The organism is Pseudarthrobacter oxydans (genome assembly GCF_013314975.1).
Taxonomy (GTDB): Bacteria; Actinomycetota; Actinomycetes; order Actinomycetales; family Micrococcaceae; genus Arthrobacter; species Arthrobacter oxydans.
Window position 1 is genome coordinate 26436 of record NZ_JABTYH010000014.1, and the last position, 13938, is coordinate 40373.

14 protein-coding genes are annotated in these 13938 nt (G+C 66.6%); 11 read left to right on the plus strand and 3 right to left on the minus strand.

Features of this window, described 5'->3' with window-relative positions; translation table 11 throughout:
* Window positions 1-100: 100 nt before the first annotated feature.
* The 10 genes from lysS to HTS88_RS11105 all read left to right on the plus strand — a co-directional run bounded on the left by lysS (window position 101) and on the right by HTS88_RS11105 (window position 10963).
* The gene (lysS, locus tag HTS88_RS11060) at window positions 101-1633 is read left to right on the plus strand and encodes a lysine--tRNA ligase (protein ID WP_174178291.1); all 1533 of its coding nucleotides are present in this window, start codon (window positions 101-103) and stop codon (window positions 1631-1633) included.
* 2 nt (window positions 1634-1635) lie between these two features.
* On the plus strand, window positions 1636-1815 hold the full coding sequence (locus HTS88_RS11065) for a hypothetical protein (protein ID WP_174178293.1): 180 nt from the start codon (window positions 1636-1638) through the stop codon (window positions 1813-1815).
* 133 nt (window positions 1816-1948) lie between these two features.
* The gene (locus HTS88_RS11070; protein ID WP_066273149.1) at window positions 1949-2281 is read left to right on the plus strand and encodes a histone-like nucleoid-structuring protein Lsr2; all 333 of its coding nucleotides are present in this window, start codon (window positions 1949-1951) and stop codon (window positions 2279-2281) included.
* A gap of 327 nt (window positions 2282-2608) precedes the next feature.
* Window positions 2609-5101 carry an ATP-dependent Clp protease ATP-binding subunit gene (locus HTS88_RS11075; RefSeq protein ID WP_104185679.1) on the plus strand — a complete coding sequence of 831 codons (2493 nt, stop codon included), beginning with the start codon at window positions 2609-2611 and terminating at the stop codon, window positions 5099-5101.
* 397 nt (window positions 5102-5498) lie between these two features.
* A complete protein-coding gene (locus HTS88_RS11080) occupies window positions 5499-7622 on the plus strand; it encodes a S9 family peptidase (RefSeq protein ID WP_174178296.1) in 2124 nt (707 codons plus the stop codon).
* Window positions 7623-7650: 28 nt separating this feature from the next.
* Window positions 7651-8160, plus strand: coding sequence for an amino-acid N-acetyltransferase (locus tag HTS88_RS11085; RefSeq protein ID WP_174178298.1), 510 nt, complete (start codon window positions 7651-7653; stop codon window positions 8158-8160).
* A gap of 232 nt (window positions 8161-8392) precedes the next feature.
* On the plus strand, window positions 8393-9394 hold the full coding sequence (gene dhaK / locus HTS88_RS11090; protein ID WP_174178300.1) for a dihydroxyacetone kinase subunit DhaK: 1002 nt from the start codon (window positions 8393-8395) through the stop codon (window positions 9392-9394).
* A 2-nt stretch (window positions 9395-9396) separates the two neighbouring features.
* Window positions 9397-10029 (plus strand): dihydroxyacetone kinase subunit DhaL, encoded by a 633-nt coding sequence (gene dhaL / locus HTS88_RS11095; protein ID WP_174178302.1) that lies wholly within the window; start codon window positions 9397-9399, stop codon window positions 10027-10029.
* The gene (gene dhaM, locus HTS88_RS11100) at window positions 10026-10718 is read left to right on the plus strand and encodes a dihydroxyacetone kinase phosphoryl donor subunit DhaM (protein WP_174178304.1); all 693 of its coding nucleotides are present in this window, start codon (window positions 10026-10028) and stop codon (window positions 10716-10718) included. The genes dhaL and dhaM overlap by 4 nt, the downstream gene beginning before the upstream one ends.
* A 68-nt stretch (window positions 10719-10786) precedes the next feature.
* Window positions 10787-10963: a hypothetical protein gene (locus tag HTS88_RS11105; RefSeq protein ID WP_174178306.1), complete on the plus strand. Its 177-nt coding sequence runs from the start codon at window positions 10787-10789 to the stop codon at window positions 10961-10963.
* Between the two features lie 56 nt (window positions 10964-11019).
* On the opposite strand, the gene HTS88_RS11110 is transcribed toward HTS88_RS11105, so the two are convergent.
* From HTS88_RS11110 to HTS88_RS11120, 3 genes are all read right to left on the minus strand, one after another.
* A complete protein-coding gene (locus tag HTS88_RS11110; RefSeq protein ID WP_174178308.1) occupies window positions 11020-11508 on the minus strand; it encodes a hypothetical protein in 489 nt (162 codons plus the stop codon).
* A gap of 126 nt (window positions 11509-11634) precedes the next feature.
* Complete coding sequence (locus HTS88_RS11115) at window positions 11635-12066, minus strand: DUF3592 domain-containing protein (RefSeq protein ID WP_174178310.1); 432 nt, start codon at window positions 12064-12066, stop codon at window positions 11635-11637.
* Between the two features lie 60 nt (window positions 12067-12126).
* Window positions 12127-12945, minus strand: coding sequence for an HhH-GPD family protein (locus tag HTS88_RS11120; RefSeq protein WP_343044936.1), 819 nt, complete (start codon window positions 12943-12945; stop codon window positions 12127-12129).
* A 297-nt stretch (window positions 12946-13242) separates the two neighbouring features.
* On the opposite strand from HTS88_RS11120, the gene HTS88_RS11125 reads away from it, so the two are divergent.
* Entirely contained in the window at window positions 13243-13917 is a 675-nt protein-coding gene (locus HTS88_RS11125) for a glycosyltransferase family protein (protein WP_174178312.1), read from the plus strand.
* Window positions 13918-13938 lie beyond the last annotated feature (21 nt).

Genomic DNA, 13938 nt, shown 5'->3' on the forward strand with positions numbered 1-13938 from the left:
CCATCCTAGGCAGGACAGCGAAGGTACCCGGGGCACGCCCGGGGCCGGGCGGTTTGCGTCCGAATCCGGGGTCCCCGAAGTCCCGGTAAACTTGGGGATTGTGACTTCCCAAAACACCCCCGCGCCCAAGAACGCCCCAGAGCCGCTCGACGCCAGCGAGCAGATGCGGATCCGCATGGAGAAGCGCGCCAAACTCATCGAGCGCGGCTCCGAGGCGTACCCGGTGGGTGTGGAGCGGACGCACTCCCTCGCCGAGGTCCGCGAAAAGTATGCCCACCTCGAAGCGGACGACACCACCGGCGACACCGTCGGCATCACCGGACGCGTCGTTTTTGTCCGCAACACCGGGAAGCTGTGCTTCGCCACCCTCCAGGAAGGCGGCACCGACGGCAAGGGCACCCGGCTCCAGGCCATGCTCAGCCTCGCCAACGTGGGCGAGGAAGCGCTCGCAGACTGGAAGGCCCTGGTTGACCTGGGCGACCACGTCTTCATCAAGGGCGAGGTCATCTCCTCCCGCCGCGGCGAACTGTCCGTCATGGCGGACTCGTGGTCCATGGCCTCCAAGGCCCTCCGCCCGCTGCCGGTGCTGCACGCGGAACTGAACGAGGAAACGCGCGTCCGACAGCGCTACGTTGACCTGATGGTCCGCGATGAAGCCCGCGAAATGGTCTACACCCGTGCAGCCATCACCCGCTCCATCCGCGAAACCCTCTTCCGCCACAGCTACGTGGAGGTGGAAACCCCCATCCTGAACCTGGTCCACGGCGGTGCCCTGGCGCGCCCGTTCGAGACCCACATGAACGCCTTCGATCAGAAGATGACCCTGCGCATCGCCACTGAGCTCTACCTCAAGCGTGCCGTGGTGGGCGGGATCGACCGCGTCTACGACATGGGCCGCGTGTTCCGCAACGAGGGCGTGGACTCCACCCACAGCCCCGAGTTCACCACCCTTGAGTGCTACGAGGCGTGGGCTGACCAGTTCGTCATGGCCGAGCGCATCAAGGAGATCATCCTCGACGCCGCTGACGCCGTGGGTGCCGGACGTGTCCTCCAGACCGAGGCGGGGGAGATCAACCTCGACGGCGACTGGGCCTGGCTTGCGGTGTACCCGGGCCTTTCCGACGCCGTTGGCCAGGAAGTCACGCCGGAGACGCCGCTTGAGGTGCTTCGCGGGATTGCCGAAAAGCACGAGGTCAAGGTGGACCCCAAGTGGGACGCCGAGAAGCTGGCTGTCGAGCTGTTCGGCCAGATCGTGGAACCAACGCTGCTGAACCCCACCTTCGTCTACGACTACCCGCCCTCCGCCCAGCCGCTGGCCCGCCCGCACCGGGAGGACGGCCGGCTGATCGAGGCCTGGGACCTCATCATCGGCGGCATGGAACGCGGCACGGCCTTCTCCGAGCTGATCGACCCCGTCATCCAGCGTGAACGGCTCACCGAGCAGTCGCGCCACGCCGCGGCCGGTGACGACGAGGCCATGCAGCTGGACGAGGACTTCCTGCGCGCGCTCGAGTACGGCGCTCCGCCGATGGGCGGTATCGGGCTGGGTATCGACCGCCTGGTCATGCTGTTCACCGGCGCCGGAATCCGCGAAACCATCCTCTTCCCGCTCCTCAAGCCGGAAGGGCACTGACCATGGAATACGTGGCCGTCCTTCTCCCGTCCATTGTGGTGGGCCTGCTTTTCTGGTTTGCCATGAAATCGATCTTCAACGCGGACAAGGCCGAGCGCCAGGCTGAGGCCCAGGCCCAGGCAGAAGCCGAAAGCCGGACTGCGGCACCCGCTGACCGCCCTGAGCCGGAATCGAATAGATAAACCCCCACACTTTCCCCCAATATCCACAGGAACCATTCAGTACTTTGACGCGTTGCCATAAAAAGAGTCATACTTTTTAGGAAACATCCTGCTTTTCTGAAAACCGAACCCTTTCCATAAGGAAGTCTTTTAAATGGCACAGAAAGTAAACATCATCCTCGTTGATGATCTGGATGGGGGATCCGCAGACGAGAATGTGAAGTTTGGCCTTGACGGGGTCAACTACGAGATTGACCTTTCGGCGTCAAACGCCGCCGAGCTCCGGTCTTCGCTTGAGCGGTTTGTTGCAGCCGCACGGAAATCCTCCGGTGGCGGCCGGGCCGTCCGAACCAAAGCAGCAGCCAGCGGCCGCAGCCACGATTCTGCCCAAATACGGCAGTGGGCGCGTGAAAACGGCTACACGGTTAACAGCCGCGGCCGAATTCAGGCCGAAATCCAGGAAGCCTACCAAAAGGCAAATTCCTAGTTTCGCCCAAGGCTCCGTAAGCCCTGCTTCCCAGCAACGGGAAGCGGGGCTTTTTCGGTTCCCGGACTTAACCTCGCTTTGCCTGCGGGTCCGGGCAATTCGGATTTAGCAGCCTCCATGGCACAAACGCGGGCAGTGGCGCCAGTCAAGCGTGCTGTACCCGGCAGCAGGCGCCGGCGGGGGCCGTGCGAAAGCCGGCAGGGGCACCCGCGGAGGCCCCGCCGTCGTATCCCGAAGCCACTGCGGTTTCCCCTGTGGCGAACACGCTCCACAACCAGAGGCCAGCCACGTAGCATCAAAGTACGTCGTAGCTAGGAGTGTGGCGAAATGTTTGAGCGATTTACGGACCGTGCCCGTCGCGTAGTTGTGCTTGCCCAAGAAGAGGCACGCATGCTGAACCACAATTACATCGGTACCGAACACATCCTCTTGGGTCTGATCCATGAGGGTGAGGGTGTTGCCGCCAAAGCTCTTGAGTCCTTGAGCATTTCGCTCGACGGCGTTCGCGAGCAGGTGCAGGAGATCATCGGGCAGGGCCAGCAGGCGCCGTCCGGCCACATCCCCTTCACCCCCCGTGCCAAGAAGGTGCTGGAGCTCTCGCTGCGCGAAGCCCTCCAGCTGGGCCATAACTACATCGGCACGGAGCACATCCTGCTGGGCCTCATCCGCGAGGGTGAGGGCGTTGCCGCCCAGGTGCTGGTCAAGCTCGGCGCCGACCTGAACAGGGTCCGCCAGCAGGTCATCCAGCTCCTTTCGGGCTACCAGGGCAAGGAGACCACCGGCGCAGGCGTCGGCTCCGGCCAGCCTGAGGGCGCGCCCGCAGGATCCGTGGTCCTGGACCAGTTTGGCCGCAACCTCACCCAGGCTGCGCGCGAAAACAAGCTGGACCCGGTCATCGGGCGCGAGCAGGAGATGGAACGCGTCATGCAGGTCCTCTCCCGCCGCACCAAGAACAACCCGGTCCTGATCGGGGAGCCGGGCGTCGGCAAGACGGCCGTCGTCGAGGGCCTTGCCCAGGCGATTGTCCGCGGCGACGTCCCCGAGACCATCAAGGACAAACAGCTCTACACCCTGGACCTCGGTTCGCTGGTGGCAGGCTCGCGCTACCGCGGTGACTTCGAAGAGCGCCTGAAGAAGGTCCTCAAGGAAATCCGCACCCGCGGCGACATCATCCTCTTCATCGACGAGATCCACACCCTGGTGGGTGCGGGTGCCGCCGAGGGAGCCATCGACGCTGCCTCGATCCTGAAGCCCATGCTGGCCCGTGGCGAGCTGCAGACCATCGGTGCCACCACACTGGATGAGTACCGCAAGCACATCGAAAAGGATGCCGCCCTGGAGCGCCGCTTCCAGCCGATCCAGGTCAAGGAACCCTCCGTGGCACACGCCATCGAGATCCTCAAGGGCCTGCGTGACCGCTACGAGGCGCACCACCGCGTCACCATCACCGACGGCGCACTGGCCTCTGCTGCCAGCCTCGCCGAGCGCTACATCTCTGACCGCTTCCTGCCGGACAAGGCGATCGACCTGATCGACGAAGCCGGCGCCCGGCTGCGCATCCGCCGCATGACCGCTCCGCCGGAGCTCAAGGCCATGGACGAGCGCATCGCCAAGCTGAAGATGGAAAAGGAGTCCGCGATTGACGCGCAGGACTTCGAAGGTGCAGCTGCGCTCCGTGACAAAGAGCAGAAGATGATCACCGAGCGCGCCGAGAAGGAGCGCCACTGGAAGTCCGGCGGCATGGACGACATCTCCGAGGTGGATGAGGACCTCATCGCCGAGGTGCTGGCCAACTCCACCGGTATCCCCGTGTTCAAGCTGACCGAGGAAGAATCCTCGCGACTGCTGAAGATGGAAGACGAACTGCACAAACGCGTGGTCGGCCAGAACGAGGCCATCAAGGCCCTGTCCCAGGCCATCCGCCGCACCCGTGCAGGGCTCAAGGACCCCAAGCGTCCCGGTGGCTCGTTCATCTTCGCCGGCCCCACCGGCGTCGGCAAGACCGAACTCGCCAAGGCACTCGCGGAGTTCCTGTTCGGTGAAGAGGACGCCCTCATCACGCTGGACATGTCCGAGTACTCCGAGAAGCACACCGTCTCGCGGCTCTTCGGTGCCCCTCCGGGCTACGTGGGCTACGAGGAAGGCGGCCAGCTGACCGAGAAGGTCCGGCGCCGTCCGTTCTCCGTGGTGCTGTTCGACGAAGTGGAGAAGGCCCACGCTGACCTCTTCAACTCACTGCTGCAGATCCTGGAAGACGGCCGCCTGACCGACTCCCAGGGCCGCGTGGTGGACTTCAAGAACACCGTGATCATCATGACCACCAACCTCGGCACCCGGGACATCTCCAAGAGTGTGGCCACCGGCTTCCAGTCCGGCACCGACACGCAGACCGGCTACAACCGCATGCGCGCCCGTGTCACGGAGGAACTCAAGCAGCACTTCCGCCCCGAGTTCCTGAACCGTGTGGATGACGTTGTGGTGTTCCCGCAGCTCACCCAGGACGAGATCATCGAGATCGTGGACCTGTTCGTCACCCGGCTGGAGAAGCGCCTCAAGGACAAGGACATGGGCATCGAGCTCACGCCGGCGGCCAAGGTGCTCCTCGCAACCCGCGGCTACGATCCCGCGATGGGTGCCCGGCCGCTGCGCCGCACCATCCAGCGCGAGATCGAGGACCAGCTCTCCGAGAAGATTCTGTTCGGTGAGATCCACGCCGGCGACATCGTCGTCGTGGACGTGGAAGGCGAAGGCGACGACGCGAAGTTCACGTTCGCCGGCAACGCCAAGCCGCGCATCCCGGAAATCGCCCCGAGCGTCTAGTTTCCACAGCCAAAGCCCCGCCACTCTGCAAGGAGCGGCGGGGCTTTCGCTGTGCCCTCCGTCCCGTCAAAGCGTTGGCATCCGCGTCCGCGGTCACCACGCTGCGGCACCGGAGTCATTTGCCGCTTGCTGCTCCTCCGTCGCTTTGACGCAAGCTACACAAATGACCCCGGCCCCTCCGCTTCACACGAAGGCGCGCCGCCCGCAGGTGGCGGCGGTCAGGCATTTGTGTAGGCGCCGTCAAAGCGAGGAACGAGCAGGCGCCGGCAAATGTCTCGGGCGACGGCGCCAAGCCAGCCAGGCACCCCTCGGCCCACGAAGTGACGGATGTGCCGCCGTCGTTCCGCCGGTAGTGAAGTGGTTGTGACGGGGGACACGGTCGGGTTGAATCGGGGGCATGGCTAACTTGGAACCGGCGATCCCGGATGAGCAACCTTTGACCCCTTTTCATGATCTGGACCATTACCTGTCCATCCCGCGGGTAAGCGGGCTGGCTATGAGCCCCGACGGCCGGCGGCTGGTCACTACCGTGGCCACCCTGAACGGCAAGGGCACCGAATTCGCCACGGCGCTGTGGGAGCTTGACCCCGCCGGGCAGAAGCAGGCGCGCCGGATCACCCGCAGTGCCAAGGGCGAGGCCGGGGCAACGTTCGCAGCCAATGGCGATGTCTACTTCACCTCCGCCCGGCCGGACCCGGACAGTCCGGACGGCGACCCCGTGAACGCCCTATGGCTGCTTCCCGCGGATGGCGGCGAGGCCCGGGTGGTGCTGAACCGGCCCGGCGGGGTGGGCGCCGTGATAACGGCCAAAGCGGCGGACGCCACGTTTGTTGTTGCGGAGGTCCTGGCAGGCTCGGCCGATGAAGAGGACGACGCCGAACGCCGCAAAGCCCGCAAGGACAACAAGGTCTCCGCCATCCTGCACAGCGAATACCCGGTCCGTTACTGGGACGCGGACCTGGGCCCCGGCCAGCCGCGTATTTTCGCTGTCGAGCAGGGCCCCGACAAGGAGCGCGGCAAGCCGGGCACCGTGGACGCCGCGGCGCCGCTGGTCCTGCGGAACCTCACCCCGGACGCGGGGCCCAGGCTCCGCGAGGCGGAAACCGCCGTCAGTCCCGATGGCAGGACCATCTACGCGAGCTACACCAGGCCGCTGGCAAGGGCGGACAGCCGGTCCATCCTGGTGGCCGTGGACGTGGCGTCCGGCAGCACCAAGGTGCTCCTGGATGAGGAAGGCATGAGCTACTTCCCCGGGCCCGTCAGCCCGGACGGCAGCACCCTGGCAGTGGTCAGCGAAAGCGACACCACGCCGCACCAGGCACCGCAGGTCAAGCTCCACCTGCTGGATGTCTCCGGGGCACACGGCGACACTCCGGGCGGCCTCACCGCCGTAGCGCACGACTGGGACCGGTGGCCCAGGCCCGCCGCCTGGCTTCCCGACGGGTCCGCCCTCCTGGCCACCGCGGACGACGACGGCGCGTCGCCGGTTTTCCGGATCAGTGTCCCCGCAGCCTCGGCTGAAGTTGGCGTCACCCGGGTGACGGAGGACGCCGCGGCCTATACCGACGTCGTGGTTTCTCCGGACGGACGAAGCGCCTACGCGCTCCGGAGCTCGTATGAGTTCCCGCCCGAACCGGTCCGCATCGACCTCCAGACCGGCGAGACCACCCGCCTGCCCGCCCCGGCGGAGCGTCCCGTCCGCCCCGGCAGGCTGGAACGCATCGCGGCGACGGCGGCTGACGGGTCCCGTGTCCCGGCCTACCTGGCGCTGCCGGAGGGCGCATCAGCGGAATCCCCGGCGCCGATGCTGCTGTGGATCCACGGCGGGCCGCTGGGCTCGTGGAACGCCTGGACCTGGCGCTGGAACCCCTGGCTGCTGACGGCCAGGGGCTATGCGGTGCTGCTCCCCGACCCGGCCCTCTCCACCGGCTACGGCCAGGCCCACATCCAGCGCGGCTGGGGAACATGGGGCAGGGCTCCGTTCACCGACCTCATGGCGGTGACCGACGCCGCCGTCGCACGCCCTGACATTGACGCGGGCCGCACAGCTGCCATGGGCGGCTCCTTTGGCGGCTACATGGCCAACTGGGTGGCAGGACAGACAGGCCGGTTCAGGGCAATCGTGACCCACGCCAGCCTGTGGGCCCTGGACCAGTTTGGCCCCACGACGGATGCCTCGCAGTACTGGCTGAAGGAAATGACCGAAGAGATGGCGCTGGAGAACTCGCCGCACCGCCATGTGGAAAACATCAGCACGCCCATGCTGGTGATCCACGGGGACAAGGACTACCGGGTACCCATTGGTGAGGGATTGCGCCTCTGGTACGAGCTGCTGTCCAAATCGAAACTGGCCGCGGACCAGGACGGGCAGACGCCGCACCGGTTCCTGTACTTCCCGGACGAGAACCACTGGGTGCTCCAGCCGCAGCATGCAAGAGTCTGGTACCAGGTGGTGGAGCAGTTCCTGGCAAAGAATGTCCTGGACCAGGAGCTGCCCCTGCCGGCCGAACTGGGACTCTGAGCTCCTGGCCACCTCGTAGGATGGCTCTGTGACTGAGTCCTTCCATATCCGCCCTGCCCGCACCAGCGATGTCTCCGCCATCAAGAAACTGGTGGCGCCGCTGGCGGACCAGCGGATATTGATGGCCAAGGAAACTGTGGCCTACTACGAAAGCCTGCAGGAATTCCGCATCGCAGAGTCCAGCGACGGCGAGGTCATCGGCTGTGGAGCGCTGCATGTGATGTGGGAGGACCTCGCGGAGGTCCGCACCCTTGCCGCGTCCGAGGACTGGCGCGGCAAGGGCGTGGGGCACGTGCTGGTGGAGAGCCTCCTTGAGGAAGCGCGTGCCCTGGGTGTGGCCCGCGTCTTCTGCCTGACGTTCGAGGTGGACTTTTTCAGGCGCCACGGCTTCGAAGTGATGGCTGACCAGTCCGCAGTGGACCCCGTGGTGTACTCCGAGCTCCTGCGTTCGCACGACGAGGGCGTTGCCGAATTCCTGGATCTTGCCAGGGTCAAGCCCAACACCCTTGGCAACACCCGGATGATCCGGGTGCTCTAGCACCGTCCCCAAGACCTGCTGCAGCCGCCTGACCTGCGCATAGTTGTTTTATTCGAATTGATGGATAAACTAGGTGTGGCCGGGTTGGGGGGCCCAGGGGAAGGGACAGTCATTGGGGGCTGTCCCTTTTCTGTGTCCCGGGCGGGCGGCCGCAAGGAACCTACCGCTGCCGGCCCTGCCGGTAGTAGGGTCAAGGTGACATTCTCCAGGAAGCAGAGCCAGGAGCACCGCCATGAAAAAACTCATCAATGACCCCCGGGCCGTAGTCGAAGAATCCGTACAGGGCTTCGGCCTGGCCTACCCCAATCTGGTTACCGTCAGCACAGACCCCACCTTCATCACCCGCAAGGACGCGCCGGTGGGCGGCAAGGTGGGCCTGGTCTCCGGAGGAGGCAGCGGGCATGAACCGCTGCACGCCGGCTTCGTGGGGCTTGGAATGCTCGACGCCGCTGTGCCGGGGGCGGTGTTCACCTCACCGACGCCGGACCAGATCCTTCCGGCGACCCTCGCGGCCAACTCAGGAGCCGGCGTCGTCCACATCGTGAAAAACTACACCGGTGACGTCCTGAACTTTGAAACGGCGGCCGAACTCGCGGAGGCGGAAGGCGTCAGCGTCCGCACCGTCCTGGTCAACGACGACGTCGCTGTTGAGGACTCGCTGTACACGGCTGGGCGCCGCGGCGTTGGCGGAACCGTGCTGGTGGAGAAGATTGCCGGCGCCGCCGCGGAGAGGGGCGATGACCTGGACGCCGTGGCGGCGGTCGGTGAACGCGTCAACGCCAACGTCCGCACCATGGGAGTGGCGCTGTCCGCATGCACCGTCCCGCACGCGGGCACCCCCAGCTTCGACCTGGCCGAAGACGAGATCGAGATCGGCATCGGCATCCACGGCGAGCCCGGCCGGCACCGGATCCCCATGGAGAACGCCGACGGCATCACGGACCGCCTGCTGGAACCTGTCCTGGCCGATCTGGGAATCACGTCGGGGGACAAGGTCCTCCTGTTCGTCAACGGCATGGGCGGCACGCCGCTGAGCGAGCTGTACATTGTCTACCGGCGGGCGGCGCAGGTCCTCGCGGACCGTGGTGCCACGGTGGACCGTTCACTGGTGGGCAACTACATCACCGCCCTGGAAATGCAGGGGTGCTCCATCTCTGTCCTGAGGCTGGACGATGAGCTCACCGGACTGTGGGACGCGCCGGTGCACACGGCCGCGCTCCGCTGGGGCGTGTAGCGGTGGCGCTTGATGTCACCTGGGCGGTGAAGTGGCTGACCCTGTCCGCCCAGGCTATGGCCGAACACCGGGTGGAGCTGATCGAACTGGACCGGGCCATCGGGGATTCGGACCACGGGGAAAACATGGACCGGGGCTTCCAGGCCGTCCTGGACAAGCTGGCTGAGGCCCCGCCGCAGACCCCCGGCGCCGCCCTGAAGCTGACAGCCATGACCCTGATGTCAAAGGTCGGCGGGGCAGCCGGGCCGCTCTATGGCACTGCTTTCCTCCGGGCGGCAACATCGCTGGGGGACACCGCCGAAATCGACCCCGCAGCCTGGGCTGGCGCCCTTGCCGCTGCCCGCGACGGCATCGTGGCACGCGGGAAGGCCGAGTCCGGGGACAAGACGATGGTGGATGCGTGGACGCCGGCCGTGGAAGCCGCCCGGAAAGCCGCGCTGGACGGCAACGGGGATGTCCTCGCCGTCCTGGTGGCGGCGGCCGAGGCTGCCGAAGCGGGCGCCGTTGCCACCGACCCCATGGTGGCGCGGAAAGGCCGCGCAAGCTACCTCGGGGAACGAAGCGCAGGGCACAGGGACCCGGGTGCAGCGTCTTCCGCCCTGATCCTCCGCGCAGCCGTGGGGGCCGCTGCGTGACCGTCAGCCTCGTGGTGGTATCCCATAGCGAAAAAATTGCCGACGGCGCCGCGGAGCTTGCCGCGCAGATGGCGCCTGACGTCCAGGTCCTGACAGCCGGAGGCACCACTGACGGAAGGATCGGCACCAGCCTGGAGAAAGTCCTGGCTGCCCTGGACAAGGCGGGCAGCGGCGGCACCGTGATCCTCGCGGACCTGGGGTCGGCCGTGATGACCGCCGAATCCGCGCTCGAGTTCGCCGAGAACCCGGAGGAGATCGTGCTTGCGGACGCACCGCTGGTGGAGGGCCTCGTGGCAGCCGCAGTCGCAGCGCAGGGCGGCGCGGACATGCAGGCGGTGAAGCGGGCAGCCGAGTCTGTGGGCGGTCCCGCCCGCCATCCGGATGACTTCCCGCCGGGGATTGTTGGCGAAGGGCCGGCCACCGGAAAGGGGCCGGACTTCACGGGCGACTTTGAACTGGTCAACCAGGCCGGGATGCACGCCCGGCCGGCTGCGAAGATAGCCGGCGGGCTGTCCGCGCTGGACGCGGAAGTGACGGTCAACGGGGTGGACGGCGCGTCCATGACGGGACTCATGACGCTCGCCGCCGGCAAAGGGTCCGTGCTGCATGTGGAAGCCTGGGGTGCCGACGCGGAACGGGCAGTGAACTACGTGGGCGGGCTGGTGCAGGCAGGATTCGGGGAGCCGTAGCCTCCGTTCGGTGTCCGGCCGGTGTGTTCCCGCAGGCAGCGGCCCGTCCTGCGAATAAGCTCGATGCCATGGAACGGCCCCAGCTCGAAGACAGCCCCGCAGAAATTGAAGTACTGGAAGGTCAAACATCCGTGGAGGAGCTGCTGGCTGATCTTGGGTTCGAATGGCGGCACAGTGCTCCGGCACGCGATGCGGCACCCGCGACCGCCGACGACGACGCTTTCGGGCAGCCTGCGCTGTTCTGAACCCCCTGTCCTGAACCGCCCGTCTTGAGCGGCACTGTGCCGAAGCCCTCCGCGGCTCAGCCCTGCTGGCGCAGCCCTTCGGCGTCGAGTACCACCGCAGCGGTGATGAACCGGCCGCACTGTTCGCCAAACGGATAGTCCCCCCGAGGACGGAATTCGACGCTGCGGACGGGCAGTGCCGTCCCGTCCGGTGCGGTTCCCGACGCCGTGACCGTCATGGGGGATTCGGTGAGCGCCTGCAGCATCAGCACCGCGTCCTTGCTGCCGTTCGGAGATGCGGTGGCTGAGCAGACGCCGTTGGCGCAGCCCTGGTCGATGGACGAGCTTCCCGGCCGGAGTTCCACATCGTCCTCCGTGCATTCACCGTCCTGGCAGGCCTTAAGGTGCAGGCCGGCGACCTGCTGTGCGTAGCCGGCAGGAACCGTTACCGAGACGGCGGTGGCCTGGGCGATGGCGGGGCAGGGGACCGCGCCGGGGCCGGGACCGCAAGCGGTGGCGAGTCCCGCCGTCGTCATCAACGCCAAAAGCAGCCCGTGCCTGCGCATACTTCAGCGTAGGACGCCGTGGCCGGAGCGTCCCGGGCCCTGCCCAACTGATGCCCGCATTGTTATGGCCGGGCGGCTGTGACGGCCAAACGGAGACCGGTGTGAAAGCAGGCAGGGGCGCCTGCGTCAGTCCACAGGGAAAATGCTGATGAACCATAGGGAAGCGAGGGCGAAAACGGCGAAGAAGGGGACAACGCACCCCAGCGTGGACCGGGGCTTGGAGGAAACCTGCCGCGACTCGTTGGGATTGGCGGGGTTGTAGGCCACCTCGATCGGCGCACCCGGCACGGGCTGGCTGGCAACGGGGACCTCCGATTCGCCCGCAAACAGTGTTCCCTGCGGGTCCGTGAACTGGTACATCGGAAAGAAGCGCCGGCTACGGCTGGATCCGCCGCCGCCATTGGTCCAGCCCGCCACGCTGCCGGTGACGGTGGCCTGCACCTTCGTCCATGACGCTGCCTGCGCCTCGTCCCGCTTCGTGGTGCGCACGGCGCGGATCACCGCGAACACCGCTGCGATGACGAACAGCGCCCACACGATGTACAGGATCATCTTCATGGCGTCCCCCTGGTTCCCGTCACCAGAAAAGTATGCCAGCCCGCGCATACTTTCCTGTACTCACGCGGGAAGCCGGTAGCCGCCGTCGTGCATCTCCGCCAAGCCGTCGGCGATGAGGCCGGCCAGCGCCCGCTCCAGCTGTTCCGGCGCCGAGTTTAGCCGGTGCAGGGCTGCCAGCGGCACGCCGATTCCCGCCGGCGCGAAGCCCAGGTCGGCTGGCTCGCGGAAGAACATGTCCGGCGGAACCGGAGTTTCGGCCAGCCGCAGCACGGCGACCACGGCGCCGCGGACCTGGCGGTCCGTGCCGTGCCACGCCTGCCCTTTGGGGACGTACGACGGCGGCGGCTCACCTGCAGCGCGCCAGGCACAAAGGTCGTTGACCGGGCAGGCCGTGCACTTGGGGGCACGGGCAGTGCACACGAGAGCGCCCAGTTCCATGACCGCAGCGTTCCACCGCACGGAACTACCGTCGTCGGCCGGAAGGAGGGAGGCGGCCAGCCGCATCTCCGTCGCGGTCAGGGCAGGAGCCGGCAGCGCAGTACCGGAAACCAGGCGGGCATGGACCCGCCTGATGTTGGTGTCCACCACGGTCTCCCGCCGGCCGTAGGCGAAGGCAGCCACAGCCGCCGCCGTGTAGCCGCCCACGCCGGGCAGCGCCAGCAGTTCAGGGTACGTGTCCGGGACCTTGCCGTTGTGGTCTTGGGTAATGGCCACGGCCGCAGCGTGCAGCCTCAGTGCCCGGCGCGGATATCCCAGCCGGCCCCAGGCGCGCACTGCTTCCCCTGCGGGTTCTCCGGCCAAGGCCGCGGGGGTGGGCCAGCGTTTCAGCCATTCGTGCCACACCGGCAGCACCCGGACAACGGGCGTTTGCTGCAGCATGATCTCGCTGACCAGGATGCCCCAGGGCGGACAGGCGGGTTCGCGCCACGGCAGGTCGCGGGCGGTTTCGCTGAACCAGCCGTTGATTCGCTCGTGCAGGCGGTTTGGGTTGGCTGCGGTCCCGACAGCATCTGCAGGACCCGCAGGGCGCGGGGAAACGGCGGTGGCGGATTCAGTGTCGATGCCAACACTGTAATGGATGTGTTTGGGAGGGCTGAAACGGGATGTGACCAGAGCATCGGCGGCACGGCGGCGTGGTGGGCGAACAGAAACGTGCCGGTTCTCTAGCCTAGGAGGATGGGCAGGCAAGGCGAATCATCACCACATGGCAGGGCACCGGCATCCGGTTCCACTGCCGTCCGCAAGCCGAGCGCGGCAGTCTACCGCCGCCGTCGGCTGTTCCTGGGTGGGGCGGTCCTGTTGATCATTGCGCTGGTCAGCAGCTTCGCCGTCGCCGGCGCCTTCAGCGGCAGGTCGGAGCAGGCCTCGTCCACGGCGGCTACGGCATCTGCAGAACCTACGGCAGCGGCTTCACCGTCGACGTCCGAACCTGCCCCGACGCCCACACCGTCAGCCACTCCAGGCTGCAACCAGAACCTGGTGACCGTTTCCGCGTCCACTGACAAGGCGGCCTACGGGCCTGGCGAGAACCCCATGCTGACGCTCAAGGTGACCAACGGCGGCACCATGCCCTGCGAAGTCAACATCGGCACTTCGCAGATGGAGTTCCTGGTGACCAGCGGCGCGGACCGGATCTTCTCCTCGCGGGACTGCCAGGCCAAGAGCGAGGACCTGGTAAAGGTCATTGCGCCCGGAGCCAGCGAGACAGCCAACTTCCCGTGGTCCCGCACCCGGAGCGTGGAAGGCTGCCAGCCCATCGAAGCCAAGCCGGGCGGTGGCGGTGCGTACTACATCTTCACGGCGAAGCTCGGGTCCAAGGCCAGCCCGAAGGCTGTCTTCCAGCTGAATTAGCATCGGTTGCTCCGTAATTGC

Bases quoted from the DNA above. Each gene is read 5' to 3' on its own strand.
- HTS88_RS11065 (WP_174178293.1), top strand. From the start codon at position 1,636: ATGGAATACGTGGCCGTCCTTCTCCCGTCCATTGTGGTGGGCCTGCTT.
- HTS88_RS11070 (WP_066273149.1), top strand. From the start codon at position 1,949: ATGGCACAGAAAGTAAACATCATCCTCGTTGATGATCTGGATGGGGGA.
- HTS88_RS11075 (WP_104185679.1), top strand. From the start codon at position 2,609: ATGTTTGAGCGATTTACGGACCGTGCCCGTCGCGTAGTTGTGCTTGCC.
- HTS88_RS11080 (WP_174178296.1), top strand. From the start codon at position 5,499: ATGGCTAACTTGGAACCGGCGATCCCGGATGAGCAACCTTTGACCCCT.
- dhaK (WP_174178300.1), top strand. From the start codon at position 8,393: ATGAAAAAACTCATCAATGACCCCCGGGCCGTAGTCGAAGAATCCGTA.
- HTS88_RS11105 (WP_174178306.1), top strand. From the start codon at position 10,787: ATGGAACGGCCCCAGCTCGAAGACAGCCCCGCAGAAATTGAAGTACTG.
- HTS88_RS11110 (WP_174178308.1), bottom strand. From the start codon at position 11,508: ATGCGCAGGCACGGGCTGCTTTTGGCGTTGATGACGACGGCGGGACTC.
- HTS88_RS11115 (WP_174178310.1), bottom strand. From the start codon at position 12,066: ATGAAGATGATCCTGTACATCGTGTGGGCGCTGTTCGTCATCGCAGCG.
- HTS88_RS11120 (WP_343044936.1), bottom strand. From the start codon at position 12,945: ATGCTGCAGCAAACGCCCGTTGTCCGGGTGCTGCCGGTGTGGCACGAA.
- HTS88_RS11125 (WP_174178312.1), top strand. From the start codon at position 13,243: ATGGGCAGGCAAGGCGAATCATCACCACATGGCAGGGCACCGGCATCC.